This window comes from Legionella santicrucis (assembly GCF_001468135.1).
GTDB classification, from domain to species: domain Bacteria; phylum Pseudomonadota; class Gammaproteobacteria; order Legionellales; family Legionellaceae; genus Legionella; species Legionella santicrucis.
The window spans coordinates 122,326-146,330 of sequence record NZ_LNYU01000024.1 but is presented as its reverse complement, the minus strand read 5'-3'; the positions used below and the strand labels follow the sequence as shown (position 1 = coordinate 146,330).

The following is a 24,005-nucleotide window of genomic DNA, read 5'->3' as shown; positions in this document are numbered from 1 at the left end:
GAGGTTTCCTCATGTGAAAGTAGGTCATCGCCAGGGCTTTTTTCTTAAAGCGGCTTCTTAGCCGCTTTTTTTTTGATACGTCAATAACCTATTTTCAAATCGCTTTAAGCTCTTACAGTTACTCTTAAGGTAGAATAGTTGAATATCCAATTGCTGTTTCACCTAGGGCTTGTATGATTACTTCAATAACCGATGCTTTTTGTTGCAATATATTATTAATTATTCCAAAATCGCAACACTTTAAAACCACGTCCATTGAATAAAGCAGTATGTACCCGTAATCTGAGGATATGTTATTAACTAAGTCTGATGGAACATTTTATGGATCTTAAATCGCATTTATAATATCATGTCGCCGCTATGATATAAGCGGTTCACTGAAATTATTTTAAATCACTGCAACTTATCTTCTCCTTAAGAATAATAAAATTTTCTTAAAGTTAAGAGGAATTGGCCAAGCGCAATAGTTTGATTTTATTCATTATTATAACAATAAGGTATTGTCTAAATGAAATTAATGTTCTCTCAATCTTTTTTAGGTGGTGATTTTCACGATCCGATATTTATGATTAAAGTTGCTAGAGAAGGAGGGAATATGGACAAACATGATGCTGCTCTTGTTGAGCAACTTAATGCCCATGGACTTGCGAGCAAATTAGTTACTGCAGCTATTTTTGATGTACGGGATATAGAATCAGGCCAAAGCTGTTTTGGTAATGGTTATTTTTCGGTGCCAAAGGGTTATAAAAAAGCTCAAGTTAAAGCAGCATTTGCGAAGCTAGATGGTTTAACAGTTGAAGAAGTCTCAAAGATTTGGATTGATGCAGATAAAAACATTGCAAATTTAATTCATAATTTAAGCAATAATCTAACTCTGTCAAATCAGAGTGATGTTAGAGTTAAATGTATGTAGAAAACAGCAGGCTGTTCAATCTCATAATTGTCGATGGCTAAGATCAATCACAATGGACTTCTGGGAGACTGGCTGAATCACTCTAGTCAGTCCCTCCTCACCATTTAACCTACTATTAGATTTTTGTTATCTGATATTTATCAGAATAAAACTTAAGGGTATAGCCAAGATATATATGGTGAATAGTGAGTTTTCAGCAGAGTAGTTCCGCAAAACAAATTAGATCAGCCTGGTTCGGGGGCACTATATTAAAAATGAAAAATAACAGTAGTGGCTAAATTTTTATCTCGATCAAAAACAATTAACAAGATACACTCACATTAATAAAGGACTAGGTATTTTTTTAATGAAAAAAATTAGCCTAATGATTTTTTGTTTTAAAATTATTTATCTTAAGGACTCCAAATGACAATTGAAAAGCGACTGGTTGAACTGGAAGAAGAGATTGAAACAATTAAAGAAATGAGTCATTTACTAGCTGCAAACAATGAGAGATTAGAAATGCTTCTAGAGCGAATGGATCAACGACTTAGTGACTATGAAAAATCAAAACAACAGACAGTGGTGAATCATGGGGAGTTATTGAATGCTTTTGGCATAATGCATCAGCAAAAACAACAGGAGCATGAGTTTATAGAAGATGCTCCTGTAAACAGTTTAATTAAAAGTACGATTTAATCTAAATATTTATCTTTTAACCGCACATAATGTTGTGCTGAATATTCTAAATGATCTTGTTCTTGAGCTGTTAACTTTCTAACAGCTTTAGCAGGACTTCCAAGATATAAATAACCACTTTTAAGTAGGCTGCCTGGAGTTACTAACGAACCGGCGGCGACCATTACATGATGTTGTATGTGAACAGCATCTAAGACAATTGCTCCCATGCCAATAAGGCAAAAATCATCAATGACACATCCATGTAATGCAGCCTGGTGACCGATTGTAATTCCTTGACCTAGAACTAAGGGCTGGCCTTCAGAGGTATATGGGCCTTCATGAGTAACATGTAAAACAGAGCCATCTTGAATATTGCACCTATTCCCTATTTTAATGGAATTGACATCACCACGAATAACAGCCATAGGCCAAATAGAAACATCATCTCCCAAGCTTACATCACCAACGACTAGAGCTTTGGGGTCGATATAAACTCTTTGACCCAAAGAAGGGGCTTTACCTTGAAAAGTACGAATTGCATCATTCATATCAATTACACCATAGTTACTAATTCTTCTGCGCTTGTGGGATGAATGGCAACAGTATTGTCGAAGTCTTTTTTGCATGCCCCCATTTTTACGGCGACCCCAAAACCTTGGAGCATTTCGTCGGCACCTAATCCGATAACATGAAGCCCAATAATTTTTTCTTCCTGGCCTAAAGTAACCAGTTTCATTACCGTTGGTGTTTTTTGAGTAGCGAATGCATCAAACATGGGTGTAAAACGAGTTTGGTAAACCTTGATGTGTTCTTTACCATATCGCTCAATGGCTTCTTCCTCACTTAAACCTACAGTTCCCATGGGTGGATGACTAAAGATTACCGTACTTATATTCTCATAACTTAAACAGGCATCGGGTTGTTGACCAAATAAACGATCTGCCAAACGACGCCCTGCAGCTATGGCTACTGGGGTAAGAGCGGGTGCATTAGTGACATCTCCTATGGCATAAACTCCCTTAGTACTTGTATTTTGAAAAGCATCGACTAAAATCAAACCTTGCTTATCGGTTGTAACGTTTGCCTTTTCAAGATGCAGAGGGGCGGTTCGCGGAGTTCTCCCCACCGCAGCAATGATCACGTCTATATCATGAATAATAGAGCCACTTTGACATACAATCGATTTTCTACCATCACTATGTAAATTTATTTCTTGTGCGCGATGATTTTGGTGAATGTGAATTCCTTGTTGTTGCATGATTTCTAGCAGAGTGTCTCCTAAAATGGCATCGAAGCGACTTAAAGGTTTTGTACCCCTCATTAAAAGATGAGTTTCACTGCCCAGAGCACGTAAGACCCCTGCTAATTCAACACCAATGTAGCCACTACCAATTACTGCTACTTTTTGGGGTTGCTTTGTCAAGGAAAAAAAACCATCTGAATCGATTGCATGTTGTATTCCATGAATTTGTGGTTGGGATGGTTCGCCCCCAGTTGCAATAATAATATGAGGTGCTTGATAAAGCGCATCATTTACTTTGATTGTGTGTCCGTCATGAAACTCACCTTTACCTTGAATTAAAGTGATGTCGTACTGAGCAAGACGTTTTGCATAGTTCTCTCTTAACCTATCGATATATGCATTACGCTGATTGACAAGAGTATTCCAATCCAGTTGTACAGTCACCACATTAAATCCATAATCAGGTGCATGATGAAGCATGTCAGCAATCATTGACGCATTGAACATGATCTTTTTAGGTACGCACCCTAAATTGACACAAGTCCCTCCTAAGTGGCTTGCTTCAATCACCGCTACTTTGGAACCGTATTTTGCAGCGCGAACAGCACTAGCGATACCGCCGCTTCCACCACCAAGTACAATAAGATCAAAATGTTTGTTTTTCATAGACTTTTTTAGAAAAATAAGTTTATATTATCAGGAACTGTCTAAGTAACCAACTCATTATTTTAACATGAGTGATGCATCAGAATAATTATTTGATGAATAAAGTCGAGGTTTTTCTTAGCACCTCAGGTTGCTTCTCAGGATGATGTTCTTTTTTTACTAGCCGTAGTTTTATTCGATACTGATTATCTTTTTACATAAAATTTGTAATCTTTTATTTTTGATCTTTCGCCCTTAGACATAATCAAGGATTAGAGGATTTTGGTTATGTATTTTTTCTTTTTGTGCAATTTAGGTGAGAGTCATGGATCAATAATCATTAATAAGGAGATTAATGTGACAATGATTAGGATTAGCCGTATTGTTGTACTTGGAGATAGTTTGTCTGATAGAGGAACCTTTGATAAACGTAAATTATTTGGATTTATTCCTTTAAGTGATTTTAATGAAGTAGGGTATGATTCCCCCAGAGGTAGATTTACTAATGGATTTGTTTGGGGTGACTATTTCGTGACGGCGATTATTGAGGATTTTGAAATTGATTGTGTAAGAAAAAAATTAAAAATTAACCATGATCCTCGAGGCAATGCTGATGTTGCGGATGCAATTTTGGCTAATGATTTCAATATACTAAAAAAAAATGAAAAAGCGTTTAGTTTAAATAATGATAAGCATATTTTATTTAGAGGTGAACGTCTTGCGCGTTTTTATTGTGAAGCAGGATTAACCTCTGATGATTATGCAAGTCAATTTACAATACATCCTAAATATGAATTTCTAAGATTAATATTATCCAGATTGGAAGATAAGCGAAAACAGCTTTCTGATGAGGATAAAAAATATAAAATTACAGAACAAGAAAAATCTGAAACATTGATTATTGAATGGTCTGGAGCCAATGATTTGTTGACGGTCAATGCTGAGCCAACTTTAATTGAAGCGGATAATGCAGTGAATGCACGTATTGAAAATCTTGAAATGCTTATTCAGCAAGGTTATAGAAATTTTGTATTGGTCAATTTACCCGATCTTTCGTTAACTCCAAGATTCCAAGCAAAAGGTAAAAAGGAACAGGAGAATGCAGCGAAATGTTCTGATCATTTTAATGATCAATTAGCGGTTAGGGTAAACCAATTGATTGAAAAATACAAAGATTTAAATATACCGTTGAATCTTTCAATATTTGATGCTAATTCTCCATTTAAAAAGATGTATACTCATTATGAAGAATATGGATTTGATAAAGATAAATTAAAATCGCCCTATATTAATTCCGCAGAGTTTAAACAAAATCAAAAAAATCCAGAATATCAAAAACAGCATATCTCTCCTGCAGATGGTTATATGTTTTGGGATGACATACATCCCAGTATGGATACCCACAGTTGGTTAGCTGTAATGTTTAAAGAAGATTATAATAAGGTCTTTAAATTTATCCCGCCAGAACCTGTAAAAAGAAGATGCAGTAAAGAAGCAGAAGATATGTTTCGCCATTGTATCTCAGCTTCATATACTCATTTGCCTGATGATGTCGTAAAAATAATAAATACTATTTATTCAGATGCAAAAAATTTAGGGCAATCCTGGTGTCCTCAACGTCGTGAAGAAGGTGACTTGTTAAAACAGTTTGTTTTTGAACTGAAATGTCAAAGTGGTAATTTGCATGAAATAGATGCATTGATAAAAAAATTTACCAAAGATACAGAGAATATGAAAATGATAAAAAGGCATCAGTATCCTATTTATGATTTTTTTGCAGGTAAGAAAACTACGCATTTGGAAGACACTATTAAGGCACTGGCAACGGCAGTTGATACGCATCTTTATGATTCGAAACAGATGACCATGAGTTAGTTCTTAAATGTAGCCAAGGATTGATAAATGCGCGTAATAGCGTATTTATGTAAAGTGGTTTTTGTTTATTTCAGAAACGGCTTCTTAGTGTTTGGCAAGTTGTTTTTAGACCCTCCGTCTTCACGGAGGGCGATACTCTCGGGCAGCAGTATACAAACTAAGTTATGGTTACTCAGTAATTATTTTAAATTCTACTTCAATATTATTACGAATTGCATTTGAGTATGGACAAACTTTATCTGCCTTTGCTACTAGTTCTTCCGCATCTTTTTGATTTAACCCTTCTATATAAGCATGTATTTCAATGCCAAGCTTAAATCCTTTTTCAGGTGTTGGATATAAGGAGACTTGAGAGAGAATAGATGCTTCTTTAAGAGGTATGTGTTCTAATCGAGCTACATGACGAATGGCACTTTCAAAGCAAGCAGAATACCCAGCAGCAAATAATTCTTCAGGATTTGTACCTCCACCTTGGCCACCCAGCTCTTTGGGCATCGCCAGATCGATTTTTAATAAGCCATCTGATGTTTCAATATGTCCATTTCTTCCACCGTGTGTACGTGCTGTGGCTGTGTAAAGTGCTTTCATATTTGTCCTTTAATTAAGTTAAAGATAAAAAATGATAAATTAGAGCCATTTTGCCCAGTATAGGAGAATTGTCAACAGGCCTCTATTAGATAGAGTTAGTTAACCTTATATACTTTATTACAATCATTTGGAACTATAGGGCTTTTTACTCCATAAAATAAACCCTGGTCCACATAACCACATATTTGTTGTGTATTCAATTCATTTAGGCATTGAGATAATGTTTTATTGCGACAATGAGGAAAAATTGCATTGGAATTATTTAATGCCTGATACTGTTGGTTTTCCCACTTATCTAAGTGACTGGTATAATAAGTAGTAAAATTTTCAACCTTCATTTTCTTATTTAGCGTGAAGATTTTCATTCCAGGATAATTATGATGGTTACGACTGATGCCTGGAGTAGAAAAGGTATATATATTATTACCATTATCTAAATGAATTTTTCTAAATTCATCCATATGGGAATGAGCAGTTAATAGTGTGATTTCCCCATATGATTGTTGGTTTTTGTTCAGTATATTTATAAATTTTTTTAAATATTGTTTGTGCCAAACTGGTTTCCCAATATATGAGTCGCCTGGTGGTTCATGCATCGCGATTAATAACTGTTCCGCATGGTGTTCTTTTAATTGTTGTTCCAACCAAAATAGCTGTTCTAAAGCATCTTTCTTTTGGTGAGGATATGGTGAGAGCAATGGTGTTTCTGCCCATTGATTGGCGTTGAGTGCAATTAAGATGATTTTTTTATTTCCGGGGATGACATAACTCGAGTAATAGCCGTCGCGATACATGTGATCATCGTTAATAATTAACTTCTTACAGTGAGCACATGCTCCATGCCAATCCGTAGCAAAATTTAAAGGAGAAGCTCCATTTGATGAAAATGGTTGATAATTTCCACCTATAGAATCATTATTGCCAGTAATGTAAAAAATGGGTTTTAAGCTCACGTCGTTTATATACAATTCGTCAAATACCTTTTTTTCATAGACTCCTTTTGTAGCTGCATTAAATAATGAATGAGTCGGTAAATCGCCTAAGCAAAGAATAAAGTTGACCTGGTTACTTAATTTTTTGAATTTCTTCATAGTAATGTTGAGAAACTCTGGTCCGGTATCTCCTCCATCACGAGATACGTTATTTTCACCATAATGAATGTCGCTGATTGTGAGAAAATTCAAATTTGCGTATGCAGGATGAATAAACCAACTGATTAAAAAAATAAGCTTAAAGAGTGAGTTCAATCAATTTCTCCATAGTTTTTTACCGGCCTTTAAGGATAAATATCGGGTAATTTTGCTATTTTTAAGTTGCTTCGTGAATGCTCCAAATTCTCTGTACTTGATTTGGATTTTTTAATGTTTGTACCCACAATAATGTTGGGCCGCCAGCAGGATTTATGGCTAAAGTTTTGGAGGATAACATCACTGCAAAAGGATATTTTTTAACAACAGATTGTAATGCGGACCATACTTTGTCAGGATCTGCTTGGTTATCGTTTACGATGAGTTCATTGTTACGATACACAACATTGACAAGTTGGTCTTTTAAAGACATGCGTATCGCAGACTCCAAACGTCTCCATTTAGCTTGATGCGTTTTTTGTTTCTCAGCTTGAGTAGGATTTGATTGAAAACTGATGCGTTGATGTGGTGAAAAAACGCGACTTAATCGACTACTACTCGGGCTATTTTTTAAGAAATAAGTACATAACGCGTCTAAAACGGGTCGTCCAGGACCTGATGATTTTCCTGGTTGTCGGTTGACATACAAAGCAAAGGCTAATGTATGGCCATTCGCTGTATAAAGATATCCAGAAAGACTGTTTATCCCAACCATAGTACCTGTTTTAGCACGAACAAAGCCTTGTTGGCTTGGGATGCGAAACCTCTTTTGTAAGGTTCCATCACGTCCAGATATAGGTAAAGCAGCTATATATTCGTAGGATAAAGGAAATCGTTGATATAAAAACTTTAATAAGGATATGGTTTGCTCAGGGGTGACTAAGCTATAGCGAGATAAACCCGAACCATCAGTAAAGATTGCATTCGTAAAATCAATACCTGTTTGAGATTGTAAAAAATTCTTAACTATAGGTTGTGCTGATTGCCAGTTAACTGCGGAACCATTAAGTTTTGCTGCAGCATGCAAATACAAACTATCTGCATATAAATTATCAGAAGGTTTCAACGTATCAGCCATTAATTGTGATAGGGGCTTTGAATATTGTGTTGCAATTAATAATGAACTACTCGGAGTTTTACCTAATTGAACTTGACCATTGAGTTGAATATGTTCTTTGGCTAACTGATTTTGGATCATGGCCTGGGCATACATTAAAGGATTTTTGATTGCCATTCGTTGTTGTACTGCCCATTGCCCAGCCCCCACACAACCGCGTACCGTTAAATGATTTTCTTTATCTAAACTAAAACCTACACCACAACCTTGAGTTTTGGCTTTAGTAGTTGCCTGATTCTTTAGTATGATGTTTCCCCCACCATCGTCTACTTCAACTATCGCGGGATCTCCTGCGTGTGTTCCTGGATTTACAGTAACGGTCAAACGATTTGCATCGATCATCACTGGTGCGTTAGGTGCGCCATAACTGTATGCTAAGTCAGAGGTTAACCAACCTGGAGGATAGGGATTAACTTCAGCTACGCTGCTGTCAATGTATACATTACCTTGAATGGTATTGATCTCTAATTCTTTTAAAGAAGACAGAAGTTTTTTTAGGTCTTCTCTACTGAAAGAAGGATCCCCACTGAGTTGTAGGTAAATATTTCCTTGCAACACACCTTGTTGTATTTTGCTTGAACCCATACTGAGTTGATTTTTAAAATGGTAATCAGGCCCAAGAACCATTAAGGCTGCGGCTTCAGAAAAAAGCTTCATGTTGCTTGCAGGGATATATAATCGTCCAGCATTACGTCGATATAAAGTTTCTCCTGAAGTAAGATCAACAACAACAGCACCGAGATTAACATTCGGATTAATTTGGTGAATTAATTTATCTACTTCATTTTGTATCCGAGCACTTTGTGATACTGAGGATAATGTCACGAAAAATGCGCCAATTAACGTCTTTTTCATCAATGTTGTTCCTCTTTTTTTTGGAGATATAAGCATGCTTTAATCATATCGTAAGCCCAAACGCTCCAAAAGTCCCGCAAGCGTATCATTATCATAAAATTTTACTTTTAACCATCCGCCATTGTCATTGTCATTGGTTATTTGTACGGGAGCACCGACTTGTTCCGCTAAAACGCTTTGTAAGCGTTCAACATCACGATCTTTTTTAGCATTTTTTGGCGAAGAGCGCTCATTACTTTTTTGTATTTTTACTGCATTTTCAAGTTGTCTTACTGACCATTGTTCGTTTATAGTTTGAACAGCCAAATATTCTTGTTGAGCAACATCAAGCCCTACGAGCATGCGGGCATGACCTAGTGATAAGGCTTTATCACGAATTAAATTTTTTATTGGTTCACTTAGGCTTAACAAGCGTAAAATATTAGCAATATGGCTACGTGATTTTCCTACCAGAGTGGCTATTTCATCTTGCTGATAATTAAATTCATCAATTAAACGTCGATAGGCACTTGCCTCTTCAATCAAATTTAAATTTTCGCGTTGAATGTTTTCGATCAAGGTAAGGGCACAAGCTTGTTTGTCCGTGTAATTTCCTATAAGGCAAGGTACGGTTGGCAATCCTGCTATTTTTGCAGCTCTCCAGCGCCTTTCTCCAGCAATAATTTCATAGCGATGTTTCGCAATGGTACGCACAATGAGCGGTTCTATTAAGCCTTGTGAGGCAATGGATTGAGCGAGTTCTTGTAAAGCAGTAGTGTTAAAATCTTCTCGTGCTTGATATTGGCCAGCTTGAATGCTTTCAATGGGTAAGTGGTGAAATTCAACGTGCATGGAAAAACACTCAAATGGAGAATGGGAAATTGTTTCACATTTTGGTGAGAATTAAAATAGCCCTGCCTGTTGAAAAACATGATTAAATAATGATAAAAAAAACTAATTTTTTAATATAGTGCTATAGCTGCAAAATAAGCTTGTATCTGTGTGTTTTGTATTGAGCTCGTTTTAAATCAATCATGGTTCATAGCATCGATTAGGGGATGATGGGGCTATTTCATGACTTGCCGAATTGGGTTTTTGATTATTCATATTATGAATAAGACCTTGAGATAACATTGCTTTTTGCGACGCAGTATCAATATTCACTGTCTCAAATAGCTCATATAATTGGTTAAGTTTGAGCTCATTATTACAAAGACGAAGAATAAGCTCTGGCGTTCCTATATTCTTCTTTTCCAAGTAATCCAAACACCGTATAAATGGTAATCGTAGCTGGGAGCTATTGGTTTTTAATGCATTATACACATCCTGAGTAAGACCGTTTAACCTGGTAATCATTAAAATTTTTCCTGATAATCTTTTTGACAATAAGTCTTCTACGTCAAATTGAATTTTGGCTTTATTAAGCGCAATGAAAGCTAAAAGGTCAGATTCAGCATGATAACCTAAGCGAGTAGTCATTATCCATTTTGCTGATTCAGTATTCAATTGGTGGGCATGGTTTACTTTTTCTAAAGAGGATAAAAACTCATACGGTAGGCCGTGTACCTTCTTCAGTTGAACATCAACCCACTACTCCAAGAAGTTCAAGGCAACTCTCACAACTTCAGTTTAAAGAGTTAGATCCTGTACCCGAAAACTTTACGCTATTACTAAAACGTTTCGATGAAAAATTAAAGGAAGTAAAAGAACAGGCTTTGAGTCTAGAGAGTAGAGGCTATCCCACTGCCGCTAAAGAAGCAGAAAAATTTTACAATAATTTAGTAGATGAAAGAAATAAATTTATTAAGCAAGAACCTAATGCCAAAAATAAAACAGCATTTGTTGATAATTGCAGTAAACATATTGAACAAGCCCAAAATAGCGAATTAAAAAACGCCAGAGGGTGGAAAAGCATATTTTTCAATATAGCAAAAGCAGTAGCTTTCGTACTTACGGCGGGGTTCTATACGAAACCAACAACGTCAATTCAGAAAGTGAACTCAATGAAAGACGCTTTAAACAACATTAAACCTAAGAGTGGAGAAGGAGAGCAATTACAGGAGTCCAATTCTCCACGGTCTCCTCTTCAGCAACACAACTAAAGACCTCTATAGGCTTGGGAGAGTTTATTGCAATATCAGTACAATATTGTAAGCTCAAAGCAAACCATACACTATCGCTGAAATCGCAATAATGCCCATAATGGTAGTAAATACATTACTGATCACTGCTGTGCGATACTTTTTCATTGCTGGAATTTTAGCAATCGCATACATGGGCATGATAAACAGAAGTATGGCGATGACAGGGCCTCCAAGCGTTTCTATCATTTTTAAGATATTGGGATTTATCGTAGCGACTAACCAACAGGTCAATATCATGAAAATTTCCACAATTCGTTGTAATTTAGTGTCACTGAGGGTTATTTTTGAGGGTTTGAGCAGATTCATAATAATACTGCTTAGTCCTTCTTTCGCACCCAGATAATGGCCTAAAAACGATTTGGAAATTGCAATAAAAGCAATGATTGGTGCAACAGTAGCAATCAAAGGCGTTTTAAAGTGATTTGCCAGATAGGAGAGTATAGAGATGTTTTGTTGTTTCGCCTGTAATAAGTCCTGAGGAGAGAGACTAAAAACACAGCTAAATACAAAAAACATGACTGAAAATACCATCAATAAGTGACTGTATTGCATAATCCACGTACTGTTACGATCAGCATCCTGACCATAGCGCTCTTTTTGATTTACAGCAAAAGAGGAAATAATGGGAGAGTGGTTAAACGAAAATACCATCACAGGGATAACTAACCATAAAGTCATCAGCAATCCATGTCCACCATTAGCATGTAAGGAGTTATTTTGTTGCAAAATGGCATCATTCCAATTGGGAATTAAATAAATGGATAAAAATAAAAGAATTGTTGCAAAAGGATAAACCAGTACGGACATTGATTTGACTATAATTTCTTGTCCAAACCGGACTATGGCCATTAAGGCAAGAATAAGGATGATGGCTAAAAGGGCTCTGGGAGGTGCTGAAACACCTAATTGATGCACAAGAAAACTTTCAGTAGTGTTGGTAATTGCTACACTATACATCAGTAGGATTGGGTAGATTGCAAAAAAATACAAGACAGTTAAGATTCGTCCTGAAAAAACACCAAAATGTTCTTCTACTACATTGGTAATATCATTTTTTGTCGTAGAGCCTGATAACACAAAACGGCATAAAGCGCGATGAGAATAGTGGGTCATTGGAAATGCGAGTAAGGTCATTATAATTAATGGCCAAATCCCATTGAGCCCAGCATCAATAGGCAGAAAAAGAGTTCCTGCTCCGACTGCGGTTCCATAAAGGCTTAACATCCAAGTTGTATTATTTTTTGTCCATGAATTTTTTTTATTTACGGTTAGCGGTGATAGTAGCGTTGTAGATTCATTCGATGCCATTAAAACAACCCTTAGATGTATACCCAGCATATTCTGTTCTATTTTAACACTATTGGGATAATGTCTCAACAATATTATATGTATCTGAGTAAAAATATAAAGTTCAACCTGCTTTGTACCGCAATTTTTACTCATCTGTAAAGTAAATTTAATTTTCAGGAACTAGCATTCCAGTTTTGTTCCATAAAGTCTATCTCCTGCATCGCCTAAACCAGGAATAATATAGCCTTTTTCATTGAGCTTTTGGTCTATTGCTGCAGTAAAAATTGGAACCTCTGGATGCTCCTCATGGAATGCTGTTATTCCTTCAGGGGAAGCAAGAAGGCAGAGAAATTTTATGGATTTAGGGCTTAAGGCTTTTATTTCGTTGACTGCTGCAATGGCAGAATTACCAGTGGCTAACATAGGATCAACGACAATGACATCGCGATCTTGAGTGTGTTCTGGAAGTTTGAAATAATATTCAATGGGCTCTAATGTGATAGGATCACGATATAAACCAATATGCCCAATTCTTGCTGTGGGTACAAGTTGTAACATGCCATCGACTAATCCATTTCCAGCGCGCAAAATGGAAACAAACACCATTTTTTTTCCTTTTAAAACAGGAGATTCCATTAACGCTAAAGGAGTTTCGATTACTTCATATTCTATTTCCAAATCACGGGTTATTTCATAAGCCAAAAGCATGCTAATTTCGTGCATTAGGGCGCGAAACTTAACTGTGCTTGTGTCTTTTCGACGCATAATTGTTAATTTATGCTGAATTAATGGGTGTTTGACGACAACAACATGTTGATTATTCATTGGTTACTCCATAAAACGTGTTCATCCAGCTAGGGTCTGTTTCCAATTCTACTTTCTTGGCCAAAATGCTACGATGCTCACATACTCGTGTATGCTGCGCGTCGTTGCTCGAAAATCAAAGCATTTTGACTCAAGCAAGCGAATTGGAAACAGACCCTACTTTTTTCTTGATTAAAAAACGGTTCCATCACTAATAATTTGGAGAGGAGGAGTGCCTAGAGAGCGTTTTTGTCTGGCAATTCGCCGTCCTGCTTCCCACGTGCCACCTTGCAAAATCTTAGCTAAGGGTAATTCAGTCTGATTTTTTCGTAATTTTTTTCTGATTAAATCAGCTAACTCATCTAATAAAACTACAGTGAGGGCACGCCATTCTACGATAATTTCTGCATCAGGTAAGTGTGCTTTTTCCAGATCTTTTTTATCTTTTATACGGAGTAACTCACTATCAATAAGTAATCCACCATTTCGGTATTCAGGTAATCCAGTGAGTTCATCAAGATGCGTCACTGAAATTCCAGCCTGTTCTAAAGGTTCGATCAATGAATAGGTTAACCATTGGGATAATTTATGAAATGGAATATATTCAGAACCCAGTTCATTGGTTTTTAATGCCTTATGTTGCCAAACGTCTCCGAGGGAAACACCATGAAATAAAAGCCTCGCTGGCCAGACTGCATTAAATGTATTCAGTACTGTTTGAAAAATTTGTGTTGCTGTAAGCTGCTTATGGCTTGCTAATGAGCTGATGTAAGTAAAAAAATTACCTAATCGGTGGTCTTTGCCAAAATGTTGCTCATCATGCTGTATGAGTGATCCTAATCGATTTAATAAGGCGAGCCGTCCGGAAATACCTTCCAAAGGATTGCTTTGGGTGACTTGAAAACCTTGTTGAAGCTCGTGTTCACTAAGGGTCAATAAGCGTGCTGCATCTACTCTAAAGGGTTCACATGAATAGGAACTAAAAACACCCTTTTGATAAAGTGATAAACTAGCTAATGCTAAGCCTTCTGAACGTGAATAAGTAACTCCTGTTTCTGGTTCTTGGTAGCTCCAATATTGGCCCGCACCCGCATCTAAAAATACGCTGATAATAACGAGTTCATAAAGAATTTTTCCACGCTCCTCAATGGATAAGGAACTTAATTGTTCTTGCATTTTTTTTATGCGATCGATACCTCCGGCCTCAAAATGTCGCCACCGACTATGATAAGGAATATCTAAAGTGGGATAGTTATCCTGAATCACATCAATAATAAAGGATGCAGTGCTGGTCATTTTTTCAGGTTCTAAGACGAAGTATGCTGATTTATCGTGTTTTATTAAATCGAGAATTGCTTGTGACCTTATTCGGATCGTTCGAGGATCCATAAGTGTCGCAATAACTTGGTCAATTTCTTGTTGCTCATTACTCATGGAGATCACGTCCTTTGGTTTTTGCTAATTCATTGATATCTACGATACGCTCAGGGGAGTAATAACCTGCTGCTCGTTTGGCATTCATTTCTACCTGTGCGTCTGGTGGAACGAGTTCGTCGGGAATGGTGACACGTTCTGCGATATTAATGCCTGATTTGAGTAAGGCGTCATATTTCATATTGGACATGGAAACAAAACGATGAATTTTAGTGATGCCAAGCCAGTGTAGGACATCGGACATTAATTCTTGAAAACGCATATCTTGAACCCCAGCGACGCATTCTGTTCGTTCAAAGTACTTGGCTGCTGTGTCACCCCCTTTTTGCCTTTTGCGGGCGTTATAGACCAAAAATTTAGTGACCTCTCCTAAAGCCCGACCCTCTTTACGGTTATAAACAATCAACCCAGCCCCACCTTTTTGTGCGGATTCAATAGATAACTCAATGCCATGAACTAAATAAGGTCGACACGTGCAAATATCAGAACCAAAAACATCAGAGCCATTACACTCATCATGAATACGGCAAGTAAGTTCAATTTTAGGGTCATGTATGGTGGTAACGTCACCAAAGAAATAGGCAGTTAACCCGCCTATAGGGGGTAAAAAAACATCCAAATCGGTACGTGTAACCAGTTCAGGAAACATTCCTGCTGTTTGTTCAAATAAAGTGCGACGTAAACGCGACTCTGAAACTCCAAAGCGCTCAGCAATTCCTGGTAGATACCAGACAGGTTCTATTGCTGCTTTAGTAACGGCGACATCACCTGATTCTTTTAATATTTTTCCATCTGGTTTTAATCGGCCTTTTTGTATCGCTGTATGTAGTTCAGGAATATTAATATGTGCTTTTGTCACAGCGATTGTTGGTCGAATATCATATCCTGATTTAATCTCTTCGGCGAATACGCTGGCTACGAGATGCCCCCATGGATCAAGAGAAATAATTTTCTGAGTGCCGCTCCATTGAGGGTGTGGCCCTATAGCAACTGGCGGGGTGGTATCGGTCAGATCAGGAACATGTTCAGGATCCAAAACTCCTGCGGCAACAGCAAGTGCTCGGTAAACAGAATATGATCCAGAATGAGTACCCACAGCATTGCGATTTTTTATATTAGTGAGCGACGCAATAACTGGACCGCGCTCTTTAGGATCTTGGGCGCCCCATTTTATTTTTAAAGGCACGGCTGTATGTCCAGCGGGATGTGATGATAAAACGATATGACCTTTGGATTTTTTTTTTGATTCCTCTTGCACCATAGTATTAATCCTTTAAATGATAACTGCTTGATAAACTTATCATAACAGAAGAGATTCAATGGTAGGAAGTGTTCTATGTCAAGTAAACTGATGTTCTTTAGAGAATTAAGGCGGTTGAGCTAGGCATTTATAAACGAGAGATCATTGTACTGGGGTGACATTACCGTTATGATGGTTCAATTTTTCAGGAAGATTGGATAATGACAACTTTAATTGTGTGTTTGTTTATTGCAACGCTGTTGCCTTATCTTATAAAGCTCGTTGTTGCTCGCTTTATGCAAAAAGAGGGGAGATACGACAATCATTATCCAAGGTTGCAACAGGCTAGATTACAAGGAATGGGTGCAAGAGCTGTAGCTGCACATCAAAATAGTTTTGAGTCATTGCTTGTATTTGCAATTGCTGCATTGGCTGCAATTGCTACAAATCATGTGAGCACAGCAGTTCAAGTCTTGGCGATTATTTATATTGTTTCACGAATCATTTATAGCTTTTTTTATATAATGGATATGGCTTCGCTAAGATCAGCAATTTGGTTTGCCGGTTTTTTTTGTTGCTTGACTGTTTTAGTGTTATGTATGATCTAATTTTTGTGAAATAAGAATTAACGCATAACTATGTTGGAAAGGGTTTTTAATGCACGAAAAAAATAATATGCAACAAGTCTCATTACAGCCTGTGTTGGTTTCTGTAGTTTTAATGCTTATGGTATTGATGCAAATGACTACAGATCAGTATGTTCCTTCATTGCCGGCTATTACTAAAGTTTTTAATACGAATGAAGCATCAATTCAATTAACGCTTTCTCTTTTTATGCTTGGATTAAGTATTTCACATGTATTTTATGGTCCTTTGTCCGATAAAATTGGCCGCAAACCCCCATTAATGTTTGGTGTTGGTTTAAGTATTTTGGGAAGCTTATGTTGTTTTTTAGCACCTACAGTTTTTGTTTTAATCATTGGTCGTTTTATTCAAGGTTTTGGTATTGGTTGTTGTGGTTCAGTAGGGCGCTCTTTAGTTCGTGATCTTTTTACAGATAGAGTTTTATCAAAAATTGGTTCATATGTAGGCATCGTAAGTGTTTTTATTATGGTTGCCTCTCCTGTCTTAGGTGGATATATTCAAGAACATTTTGGGTGGCGCACTAATTTTTTGTGTTTATTTGTGTTTGGTATCGTCATATGGCTTTTTGCATTATTTAGTCTTCCAGAAACTAATAAAAATCTTAATCCAGAAGCAACTAAAATAAAAGTGATGCGGGATAATTACTTCACGTTATTGCGCTCGAAAGTTTTTTTAGGTTATGCATTATGCGCGTGCTTTGCTTGCGCAGGTTTACTTGCTTATCTCGCAATTGCGCCATTTCTTTTTCAAGATGTCTTAGGATTAAGTCCCATAGAGTTTGGCCAATTAACTATTTTTATTGCAGGAGCAATTTGTGTAAGTGGGATAATTAATAGCCAAATGGTGATGGGTAAAGGAGTATCTCATATGGTGTTTATTGGAATAATTTTCATGATTATTGGTGGTCTCACCATGCTTTGCCTGGCTTTTTTAGGGATGAAAGATGTTTTATCCATCATGATTCCCGTTTCTTTTTTTAGTATGGGAGTTGGTTTTACTTTTATTAATGCCTTTGCAGGCGCTTTCCACCCTTTTCCGCATATGGCAGGCACGGTAGGTGCTTTATATGCTTGTATGCAGGATTTAAGCGCAGCATTATCTACGGGTATCGTTGCGCTTGGTAAATGGTATGGACAATATTCATTAGCGACAATATTTCTCGTTTTGGGGGTAAGCTCTTTAGTTTCATGGTATTATCTAGCCTCTCAAGAACATTAAGGGGTATTTATGAAAATTACTGAGGGTGAATTAAAGAATATTATTGCCAAGTTATCTGGCTCTAATGCAGATGAAATTCATGATGAAACTGCTTTAATAGAGGACTTGCATTTAGATTCTTTAAAAATTGTAGAACTACTCGCCATTCTCAGTGAAGAATATAATTTAACAGTAACTGAAGATGATGCGATGAATTTTCATACTTATAAGGATATATTTGATTTTACTCAAGCATAAAATGTCTAATGGCCCAACTTTTATTAATTTATAAGATGTGCCAAATAGAATCATTTCGCATCAAGGCAAGTTCTGTCTATAAATTTAACCTGAGTGTAGCAAAGCATAACTCAGGAGTTCAATTAACACTATAAACTTAGTTTTAAACTTCCTTACTTCTGATTTTTTATGAGGGTTTTAAAAGGGTACCTAAGTCGCTTTTATTACCCTTAGTAAAATATGCCATCAACATGCAAACAGCTACCGCCCCTGCAATAGCTAATCCGCTATAGAATATGGAGTTTCTGAAAAAACCATTCGACTCAGGTTTTTTTCCATTTGAAGAGTCAGGGATTATTGCTTTTTTCTCTGTAGGAGGAATAGTGATTTGATGCTCTTCATTAGTACTGATTTGAGATGGAGCTTCCGGAGAAAGTTTATCTGATTCATCAAGGGTTGCGGAGTGGATAATAGTTTGATAACGTTCTAGTAACCTTCCCCATCGATTCCTATGTTTTTCTTCATAAATCCCAGTTTCTTCTTTAGATAAGGTACTGTGATTGTTTTCGAGATCGGACTGTTCAAAAAACTCTAGGTATCTTGTATGTATCCCATTAATAGACTCTGCAAACTCTTTTTCACTATAACGTGTTTTGGCATTATGTCTTAATCGTATTTGTGCTTGTCTTGGTATTGTACTATCTAGATCCATCTCTGGATTTTCTTTAATTCTTTTAACAAGATCAAAAACTTGAAAAGCAATCTGAGCACTATCATATTCGCATAATTTTTGTGTTTGAGTCACTGCTATAGAGGCAGATGAACAATCAATTCCAGCAGATTCTCCTATTTTTTGGAGTTGAGCTAATTGTTTTTCAACTTCTGTTGTTGAATTTTTTTCATCAAGTATCCATCCGGCATAAATCCTTGTATGCTCTTGCTCTAAGTAAAATTTTACTTGGTTAAAAAGAGCATCAAAATGTTTGGGGTTATTTAATTTACTTGCTGCAGGATTTTCCATATCAGCAACCAGTTGTTCTGCAAATCCAAATAATTCATTGATTTCAGCGAAGACGAGTTTTGCATTATAGCGCGCATCGTGAATCACTTTTTCAGTAGTTAATGCAACATACTTTTTAATTTGAATATCAATTAATTGACCTAAAAACTCGAATAATTCTATTTTATTTTTCATAGTGTTTCCCTTCTTATTTTGAGCAAGTAGATTATCTTATGACTTTAATTGATGCAATTAAATCAGTTTCTTTAATCTTATTTTTCTATATTTATTTATAATTCTCCATTTATCGCAAAAGGCTTATATACTAAATAAGGGAGGAGAGTTTTTTGTTAGGAAACAATATGGAAACCGAGCGCGGGTTATTGGTAAGTACACAGTTATTCCAAGTCATAGAGAGCATTAATCATTTCCATCACCAAATCTTAGGCGCAGGCAAAGAACCTCATTTAATTTTAGAGGCAGTTAAAAAATATCCTGATAATTTGCTTCTTCAAGTGTATGCCGCGACATTTTATCTTTATGGTCAAACTAATCCTACTACAGAAATGGCAAAGGAACATTTATTTCACGCTGAAAAATTGTTGTATTCAGCAAATTTAAGAGAAAAATTAATTTATCAAGTAGCTAAAGCCTGGATGAATTTGGATTATGAAAGTGCTTTAACTTTATTATCGGGTCTCACTACGATTTATCCACGCGATACTTTAGCCGCAAAATTTGCTGAATGGTTATATTACTGTACTGGGCAAGCATACAATAGTCATCATTATTTAGCACTTTGTGAGCGTATTGCTCCTTATAATCAAGATGAATCTCATTTTATAGCAATGCATTCTTTTGCAGCTGAGTTATCGGGGCATTTATCAGAAGCACAATGTTTGGCTGAAAAAGCTCTTTTACTCGAAACACTCACGCCATGGGCGCATCATACCCTAGCTCACATTTATCTTAATACCAATAATTTGGCAAAAGGAATTGTTGTTTTAGAGACGTTTCGAGTAAGTTGGGAGGAAATTTCGCCACTTTTACGAGGTCATAATAGTTGGCATTTAGCTTTGTTTTATCTTGCATTACGGCAAGAAGAAAAGGTAATGGCCTTATATCCTACTATTTTTGGTTGTTCTCCAGAGGTGATTACTGAGCAAATAGATGCTCTATCGTTATTATGGCGATTGGACATGGCTGGATTTCCTCAATTAAATCAGCTTAAACTTATTGCCGGTTATCTGGGTGAGAATCCTTATACTCATTATACGGGTTTTAATACAGTTCATTATGTATATTGTCTTGCACGTTTAGGGTGCGAAGATGAGGTGCAAAAAGCTATTCTATCTGTTGAAAAATACGTTAGAACGCTGACCAAAGGATATAGTCGAACACTTTGGCAAGAGGTAATTTTACCTTTAAGTAAAGGGATATATGCTTTTGTTACTAATGATTTTCAAACTGCTCGTGATTTTATGGCACCTTGTATTTCGAGGCGTACAGAAATTGGAGGCAGTGACGCGCAATCTGAAATTTTAGCGCAAATTTATTTGCTTTGTTTATTGCAAACAAATCAGAAAAAAGCGGCTAAGGAGTATTTTAATGTTCATTTAGGGCATTACAAAGGAACGCCCTTAGCTCAATTCTGGTTTAATTGAACTCTTTAAATGACCTCTAAAAGAGCGCTGGCAGCAATTCCACCCCCACCTGCGGCAACCAAGAGCACTTTATCTTTTTTCTTAATATCTGCGTGCTCACGTAAATAGTCAAGAGCAATGCCTACGCTGGAACCTGATGTATTACCCGTTTCTTCAACCGTTTTGATAATACGCTCTTCAGGAAAACCTAATTGTTTGGCTACAGACAAAACTAAGTTCTTATTTCCTTGATGAGGTACCAACCATTGAATGTCTGTAGTTGAAAGATTTAATGCCTTGAGAAATTCTTGAGCTCCATCTACCATACCATGCACTGCTTTAACAAATAAGGCCGTATTTTCCTTGATGGTTATGTAAAACTGCTCTGAATTGGTGCAATTTGCTGCAGGCAACCGTGATCCTCCTGCTGGAGTAGATACCGTATCTCCGACTTCCCCATCAGCAAATAAAGAAGAGGCAATAAAACGAAAATCTGCATTTTCCTTATCGGTAGAAATAATGCAAGCAGCGGCCCCATCACCAAAAAGAACACTGGTCGCAAAATTATTTTTATTTAAAAATTTGGAGCGAATTTCACTAGCGATTAATAAAACACTTCCCAGGCTTGCCTGAGTAATAGCCACAGCTGTATGTAAACCCACGACAAAACCTGCGCAAGCAGCCCCTATATCAAAAGCGCCAATATTTTGTAGTCCAAGGCGATGCTGCACTAGAGGGCTAGTGGGGGGAGCAAGGTAATCTCCTGAAATTGTAGCCAGTATCAGTTGGTTGACTTTGTTTTTTTCGGAAGGTTTTGTCGCAAAAAGTTTTTCTGCTGCAAGTACGGCCAAATCACTACATGCTTGATCCTCATTGACCCAGCGTCTATTTCTAATTCCGGTTGAGAAACTGATCAGAGTGGGACTTTGAGTGCTATTCATCCAATTAAGTACATCTTGGTTACTCATTATCTTTTCTGGCAATGCAGTAAATGGGCCTTTAAGATAAATGTTTTTTTCTGCACATAACAAATTCATGATGATAATATTCCTTCTGAGCGCATGAGTGGTAAACCACCACTTACGGTGAGCACTGAGCCTGTCATAAATGAAGTTTTGGACAATAAAGGATCCAGGGCTTCTGCGACTTGATCTGTTTCTCCCATCCTGCCTTGAGGAATAATTTGCGCCATTTTTTCTTGGTAAGCTTCTCTTTTCCAGAATTGTTCTGTTCTTGATGTTTTAATCAATCCAACACGCACGATATTGGATAAAATATTTTGTGCGCTATAGTCTACTGCTAAATTTAAAAATAAGCCTTCTAAAGCAGCTTTAACTGTGCAGTATGCACCATAACGGCTAGTTCCTGTGACGGCAGAAAGACTGGAAATCAAAATGAGCCTACCAAATTTATTCGCTAATAAAGAAGGTAATAACTGATGAATCAACCAAATATTTCCGTGCAAATTGTCATCAATATAGGTACGCAATGAAGGATAAGATAAAGCGTGTAATTTGCGCAGTTGACTTACACGCGTAAACGCATTGAAGATGATGCCATCTAATGGTTCCTGGAGTAGATTTTGCAGCGCTTCTTGACTGGCTTCTGGGTTGGAAAAATGATACACAAAACCCTGGATATCCATACCTTGTTGCGTATAGTGGGCCAATGTTTTATTTAAGCTTTCTTGATTAGAGCTGGTTATAATGATTTTATCCCCAAATTGTAGACGTCGTTTGGTGATAGCTTGGGCGATATCTGAAGATCCTCCCGTGATTAAAATATTCATTGGGCCCCCAAATCGATTAAATGTTTGGCAATGCTATCTATGGATTCGTAATGTTCTTTAACTAAAGGCATTACCGGAATTTTAATCTTGAATTCACGCTCCAACTCAATAATTAATAAGGCTAACATCAAACTATCGAGCCGGCCATGTTCTAATTTAGCGTGTGTGTCTTCTGGAAGATTGGTTAAACCAATTCGTTCTAATGCGTTGCGAATTCGTTGAGTATGCATGTATTTATTCCTTGTGAGTGCTTAAGAGTAGTGCTTTTCTATCAAGCTTTCCATGTTGATTACGGGGTAGCTTTTCTAATAATTGCACACTAATAGGAAGTTTTTGGGGTAAAAAATGTTGTCTTAATTGTTCAGTAAGCATATGCTCGGTCTTATTTGTGCTGAACGTCCCTCGTTCCAAGTAGATAAGTAAACGAATACCATAAAGTTCATCAGCTATGGGGAGTACAATGGTTTCTTTAATTTCTTCAAATTGACAAATTTTGTGCTCTATATCAATTAAATTTACTTTTTCGCCACCTATATTGACTATATAATCCAGACGACCTTTAATGTTTACCAAGCCTGAAGGAAGTATCTCTGCTAAATCTCCTGTGTAAAACCAACCATTTTTGATTTTTGGTGTCTTTTCTTCCCCAAGATAACCGAGCATAAGCTGGCTTCCTTGAATGAGCAATTCCTGTTCTTCTGATAAGCGTACTCGCCAATCACCTACTGGATATCCTGCGTAATTTTTGAGAAATAACGGGTCGTTACTGGAATAAGTTAAAACGCGTGGAGATGCTTCGGTTAAACCGTAATTATTATAAATTAGAGCATTAGGAAATGTTCGGATAAGATGTTCACGTAAATGTATGGTCAAAGGAGCTCCGGCAGAAACTATAGCCTTTATTTTTGCTGCACTGTCGGGATAGAGGGCTGCCATTTTAGTCATAGCGACCCAATGAGAGGGTACGCCACTCCACATTTGAGGAACTACCCCAGTTTCTAGAAGGCTTTTAATGTCCGTAAATTGGGTTATTAATTGTGTTTTTATTCCAGCGATTAATCCAGGGAGTAGTTGACCAAGTAAGCCAAAGGAGTATGATAAAGGTAAAAACAATAGTTGATTGTTTATCCTGTCAAACTCTAATGCTTTGATCACTGCATGACAATTAGCAACAATATTGCTTAAAGAAAGTTGAACTGCTTTCATTTGTCCAGTACTACCTGAAGTAAAGAGCACCAGAGCTAATTCTGGATGGTGCTGATTATGACTATTTTCTTGCAAATCTAGAAGCCCACCATCATCATTAATGGTCATGTTGGTGCTTAAAATAGTCCTTTTTTGCTGATCGTATTCTTGATGAGAAATGAGCGCGACGGGTTTGCCAATATTTAAAGCAGCTAATAATTGAATGACAAATAGAGGATGAGTTTTTGCTTGCAAAACCAGCATTCCTGGAGGAAGTTTTTTCAATTGCAAAGACATTTTTTGTATTTCTGCGGCTAATTCACCAAAATTTAAATTTAGATTTTCACAGACTAATGCTATTTTATGGGGGGAGCCTTGAGCCAGAAATTGCATGC

Annotated in this window: 24 protein-coding genes; 8 read left to right on the top strand and 16 right to left on the bottom strand. The window is 36.9% G+C overall.

Features of this window, described 5'->3' with window-relative positions; all coding sequences use genetic code 11:
* Positions 1-508: 508 nt before the first annotated feature.
* Both Lsan_RS05450 and Lsan_RS05445 read left to right on the top strand, forming a co-directional pair.
* On the top strand, positions 509-913 hold the full coding sequence (locus Lsan_RS05450) for a hypothetical protein (protein WP_058513494.1): 405 nt from the start codon (positions 509-511) through the stop codon (positions 911-913).
* Between the two features lie 405 nt (positions 914-1,318).
* A complete protein-coding gene (locus tag Lsan_RS05445; RefSeq protein ID WP_058513493.1) occupies positions 1,319-1,591 on the top strand; it encodes a hypothetical protein in 273 nt (90 codons plus the stop codon).
* Here Lsan_RS05445 and Lsan_RS05440 read toward each other — a convergent pair.
* Together Lsan_RS05440 and gorA are read right to left on the bottom strand one after the other, a co-directional pair.
* On the bottom strand, positions 1,588-2,121 hold the full coding sequence (locus Lsan_RS05440; RefSeq protein ID WP_058513492.1) for a gamma carbonic anhydrase family protein: 534 nt from the start codon (positions 2,119-2,121) through the stop codon (positions 1,588-1,590). The genes Lsan_RS05445 and Lsan_RS05440 overlap by 4 nt on opposite strands.
* 5 nt (positions 2,122-2,126) lie before the next feature.
* Complete coding sequence (gorA, locus tag Lsan_RS05435) at positions 2,127-3,482, bottom strand: glutathione-disulfide reductase (protein ID WP_058513491.1); 1,356 nt, start codon at positions 3,480-3,482, stop codon at positions 2,127-2,129.
* A 342-nt stretch (positions 3,483-3,824) separates the two neighbouring features.
* Between gorA and Lsan_RS05430 the strand changes: the two genes are divergently transcribed.
* A complete protein-coding gene (locus tag Lsan_RS05430) occupies positions 3,825-5,336 on the top strand; it encodes an SGNH/GDSL hydrolase family protein (protein ID WP_058513490.1) in 1,512 nt (503 codons plus the stop codon).
* Positions 5,337-5,504: 168 nt separating this feature from the next.
* On the opposite strand, the gene Lsan_RS05425 is transcribed toward Lsan_RS05430, so the two are convergent.
* The 5 genes from Lsan_RS05425 to Lsan_RS22855 all read right to left on the bottom strand — a co-directional run bounded on the left by Lsan_RS05425 (position 5,505) and on the right by Lsan_RS22855 (position 10,481).
* Positions 5,505-5,924 (bottom strand): organic hydroperoxide resistance protein, encoded by a 420-nt coding sequence (locus Lsan_RS05425; RefSeq protein WP_058513489.1) that lies wholly within the window; start codon positions 5,922-5,924, stop codon positions 5,505-5,507.
* Between the two features lie 95 nt (positions 5,925-6,019).
* A complete protein-coding gene (locus tag Lsan_RS05420) occupies positions 6,020-7,171 on the bottom strand; it encodes a metallophosphoesterase (RefSeq protein ID WP_058513488.1) in 1,152 nt (383 codons plus the stop codon).
* Positions 7,172-7,232: 61 nt separating this feature from the next.
* Positions 7,233-9,023 carry a D-alanyl-D-alanine carboxypeptidase/D-alanyl-D-alanine endopeptidase gene (gene dacB / locus Lsan_RS05415; protein WP_058513690.1) on the bottom strand — a complete coding sequence of 597 codons (1,791 nt, stop codon included), beginning with the start codon at positions 9,021-9,023 and terminating at the stop codon, positions 7,233-7,235.
* A gap of 39 nt (positions 9,024-9,062) precedes the next feature.
* A complete protein-coding gene (locus Lsan_RS05410; protein WP_058513487.1) occupies positions 9,063-9,854 on the bottom strand; it encodes a ParB/RepB/Spo0J family partition protein in 792 nt (263 codons plus the stop codon).
* Positions 9,855-10,034: 180 nt separating this feature from the next.
* Positions 10,035-10,481, bottom strand: a complete 447-nt coding sequence (locus tag Lsan_RS22855) for a hypothetical protein (RefSeq protein WP_237762046.1) — start codon at positions 10,479-10,481, stop codon at positions 10,035-10,037.
* An 8-nt stretch (positions 10,482-10,489) separates the two neighbouring features.
* On the opposite strand from Lsan_RS22855, the gene Lsan_RS05400 reads away from it, so the two are divergent.
* Positions 10,490-11,104, top strand: coding sequence for a hypothetical protein (locus tag Lsan_RS05400; RefSeq protein ID WP_237762045.1), 615 nt, complete (start codon positions 10,490-10,492; stop codon positions 11,102-11,104).
* A gap of 54 nt (positions 11,105-11,158) precedes the next feature.
* Here the strand turns inward: Lsan_RS05400 and Lsan_RS05395 are convergent, their stop codons facing one another.
* From Lsan_RS05395 to Lsan_RS05380, 4 genes are all read right to left on the bottom strand, one after another.
* Positions 11,159-12,454, bottom strand: a complete 1,296-nt coding sequence (locus Lsan_RS05395; RefSeq protein WP_058513486.1) for a serine/threonine transporter — start codon at positions 12,452-12,454, stop codon at positions 11,159-11,161.
* 162 nt (positions 12,455-12,616) lie between these two features.
* Positions 12,617-13,261 (bottom strand): uracil phosphoribosyltransferase, encoded by a 645-nt coding sequence (gene upp, locus Lsan_RS05390; protein ID WP_058513485.1) that lies wholly within the window; start codon positions 13,259-13,261, stop codon positions 12,617-12,619.
* A 171-nt stretch (positions 13,262-13,432) separates the two neighbouring features.
* Positions 13,433-14,674 (bottom strand): URC4/urg3 family protein, encoded by a 1,242-nt coding sequence (locus Lsan_RS05385; RefSeq protein ID WP_058513484.1) that lies wholly within the window; start codon positions 14,672-14,674, stop codon positions 13,433-13,435.
* Complete coding sequence (locus Lsan_RS05380) at positions 14,667-15,935, bottom strand: GTP cyclohydrolase II (RefSeq protein WP_058513483.1); 1,269 nt, start codon at positions 15,933-15,935, stop codon at positions 14,667-14,669. Before Lsan_RS05380 ends, Lsan_RS05385 begins: the two co-directional genes overlap by 8 nt.
* A 200-nt stretch (positions 15,936-16,135) precedes the next feature.
* On the opposite strand from Lsan_RS05380, the gene Lsan_RS05375 reads away from it, so the two are divergent.
* The 3 genes from Lsan_RS05375 to Lsan_RS05365 are packed head-to-tail and all read left to right on the top strand — an operon-like array spanning position 16,136 to position 18,014.
* Complete coding sequence (locus Lsan_RS05375) at positions 16,136-16,522, top strand: MAPEG family protein (RefSeq protein WP_058513482.1); 387 nt, start codon at positions 16,136-16,138, stop codon at positions 16,520-16,522.
* Between the two features lie 49 nt (positions 16,523-16,571).
* On the top strand, positions 16,572-17,777 hold the full coding sequence (locus Lsan_RS05370) for a multidrug effflux MFS transporter (protein ID WP_058513481.1): 1,206 nt from the start codon (positions 16,572-16,574) through the stop codon (positions 17,775-17,777).
* 9 nt (positions 17,778-17,786) lie between these two features.
* On the top strand, positions 17,787-18,014 hold the full coding sequence (locus tag Lsan_RS05365) for an acyl carrier protein (RefSeq protein ID WP_058513480.1): 228 nt from the start codon (positions 17,787-17,789) through the stop codon (positions 18,012-18,014).
* A gap of 166 nt (positions 18,015-18,180) precedes the next feature.
* Here the strand turns inward: Lsan_RS05365 and Lsan_RS05360 are convergent, their stop codons facing one another.
* Positions 18,181-19,188, bottom strand: a complete 1,008-nt coding sequence (locus tag Lsan_RS05360; RefSeq protein ID WP_058513479.1) for a hypothetical protein — start codon at positions 19,186-19,188, stop codon at positions 18,181-18,183.
* A gap of 167 nt (positions 19,189-19,355) precedes the next feature.
* Between Lsan_RS05360 and Lsan_RS05355 the strand changes: the two genes are divergently transcribed.
* Positions 19,356-20,657, top strand: a complete 1,302-nt coding sequence (locus tag Lsan_RS05355) for a tetratricopeptide repeat protein (protein WP_058513478.1) — start codon at positions 19,356-19,358, stop codon at positions 20,655-20,657.
* Positions 20,658-20,662: 5 nt separating this feature from the next.
* Here the strand turns inward: Lsan_RS05355 and Lsan_RS05350 are convergent, their stop codons facing one another.
* Genes Lsan_RS05350 through Lsan_RS05335 form a run of 4 tightly spaced genes read right to left on the bottom strand, consistent with a single transcriptional unit; the run spans position 20,663 to position 24,003 of the window.
* The gene (locus Lsan_RS05350) at positions 20,663-21,673 is read right to left on the bottom strand and encodes a 3-oxoacyl-ACP synthase III family protein (RefSeq protein WP_058513477.1); all 1,011 of its coding nucleotides are present in this window, start codon (positions 21,671-21,673) and stop codon (positions 20,663-20,665) included.
* Entirely contained in the window at positions 21,670-22,425 is a 756-nt protein-coding gene (locus Lsan_RS05345) for an SDR family NAD(P)-dependent oxidoreductase (protein ID WP_058513476.1), read from the bottom strand. Before Lsan_RS05345 ends, Lsan_RS05350 begins: the two co-directional genes overlap by 4 nt.
* Positions 22,422-22,655, bottom strand: coding sequence for an acyl carrier protein (locus Lsan_RS05340; protein ID WP_058513475.1), 234 nt, complete (start codon positions 22,653-22,655; stop codon positions 22,422-22,424). The genes Lsan_RS05345 and Lsan_RS05340 overlap by 4 nt, the downstream gene beginning before the upstream one ends.
* A gap of 4 nt (positions 22,656-22,659) precedes the next feature.
* Positions 22,660-24,003, bottom strand: coding sequence for a class I adenylate-forming enzyme family protein (locus Lsan_RS05335; RefSeq protein WP_058513474.1), 1,344 nt, complete (start codon positions 24,001-24,003; stop codon positions 22,660-22,662).
* Positions 24,004-24,005 lie beyond the last annotated feature (2 nt).

What these genes read in the sequence shown, in the direction of transcription:
- Lsan_RS05450 (WP_058513494.1), top strand. Translation starts at nt 509, where the DNA reads ATGAAATTAATGTTCTCTCAATCTTTTTTAGGTGGTGATTTTCACGAT.
- Lsan_RS05445 (WP_058513493.1), top strand. Translation starts at nt 1,319, where the DNA reads ATGACAATTGAAAAGCGACTGGTTGAACTGGAAGAAGAGATTGAAACA.
- Lsan_RS05440 (WP_058513492.1), bottom strand. Translation starts at nt 2,121, where the DNA reads ATGAATGATGCAATTCGTACTTTTCAAGGTAAAGCCCCTTCTTTGGGT.
- gorA (WP_058513491.1), bottom strand. Translation starts at nt 3,482, where the DNA reads ATGAAAAACAAACATTTTGATCTTATTGTACTTGGTGGTGGAAGCGGC.
- Lsan_RS05430 (WP_058513490.1), top strand. Translation starts at nt 3,825, where the DNA reads ATGATTAGGATTAGCCGTATTGTTGTACTTGGAGATAGTTTGTCTGAT.
- Lsan_RS05425 (WP_058513489.1), bottom strand. Translation starts at nt 5,924, where the DNA reads ATGAAAGCACTTTACACAGCCACAGCACGTACACACGGTGGAAGAAAT.
- dacB (WP_058513690.1), bottom strand. Translation starts at nt 9,023, where the DNA reads ATGAAAAAGACGTTAATTGGCGCATTTTTCGTGACATTATCCTCAGTA.
- Lsan_RS05410 (WP_058513487.1), bottom strand. Translation starts at nt 9,854, where the DNA reads ATGCACGTTGAATTTCACCACTTACCCATTGAAAGCATTCAAGCTGGC.
- Lsan_RS22855 (WP_237762046.1), bottom strand. Translation starts at nt 10,481, where the DNA reads ATGACTACTCGCTTAGGTTATCATGCTGAATCTGACCTTTTAGCTTTC.
- Lsan_RS05395 (WP_058513486.1), bottom strand. Translation starts at nt 12,454, where the DNA reads ATGGCATCGAATGAATCTACAACGCTACTATCACCGCTAACCGTAAAT.
- upp (WP_058513485.1), bottom strand. Translation starts at nt 13,261, where the DNA reads ATGAATAATCAACATGTTGTTGTCGTCAAACACCCATTAATTCAGCAT.
- Lsan_RS05385 (WP_058513484.1), bottom strand. Translation starts at nt 14,674, where the DNA reads ATGAGTAATGAGCAACAAGAAATTGACCAAGTTATTGCGACACTTATG.
- Lsan_RS05380 (WP_058513483.1), bottom strand. Translation starts at nt 15,935, where the DNA reads ATGGTGCAAGAGGAATCAAAAAAAAAATCCAAAGGTCATATCGTTTTA.
- Lsan_RS05375 (WP_058513482.1), top strand. Translation starts at nt 16,136, where the DNA reads ATGACAACTTTAATTGTGTGTTTGTTTATTGCAACGCTGTTGCCTTAT.
- Lsan_RS05370 (WP_058513481.1), top strand. Translation starts at nt 16,572, where the DNA reads ATGCACGAAAAAAATAATATGCAACAAGTCTCATTACAGCCTGTGTTG.
- Lsan_RS05365 (WP_058513480.1), top strand. Translation starts at nt 17,787, where the DNA reads ATGAAAATTACTGAGGGTGAATTAAAGAATATTATTGCCAAGTTATCT.
- Lsan_RS05360 (WP_058513479.1), bottom strand. Translation starts at nt 19,188, where the DNA reads ATGAAAAATAAAATAGAATTATTCGAGTTTTTAGGTCAATTAATTGAT.
- Lsan_RS05355 (WP_058513478.1), top strand. Translation starts at nt 19,356, where the DNA reads ATGGAAACCGAGCGCGGGTTATTGGTAAGTACACAGTTATTCCAAGTC.
- Lsan_RS05350 (WP_058513477.1), bottom strand. Translation starts at nt 21,673, where the DNA reads ATGAATTTGTTATGTGCAGAAAAAAACATTTATCTTAAAGGCCCATTT.
- Lsan_RS05345 (WP_058513476.1), bottom strand. Translation starts at nt 22,425, where the DNA reads ATGAATATTTTAATCACGGGAGGATCTTCAGATATCGCCCAAGCTATC.
- Lsan_RS05340 (WP_058513475.1), bottom strand. Translation starts at nt 22,655, where the DNA reads ATGCATACTCAACGAATTCGCAACGCATTAGAACGAATTGGTTTAACC.
- Lsan_RS05335 (WP_058513474.1), bottom strand. Translation starts at nt 24,003, where the DNA reads ATGCAATTTCTGGCTCAAGGCTCCCCCCATAAAATAGCATTAGTCTGT.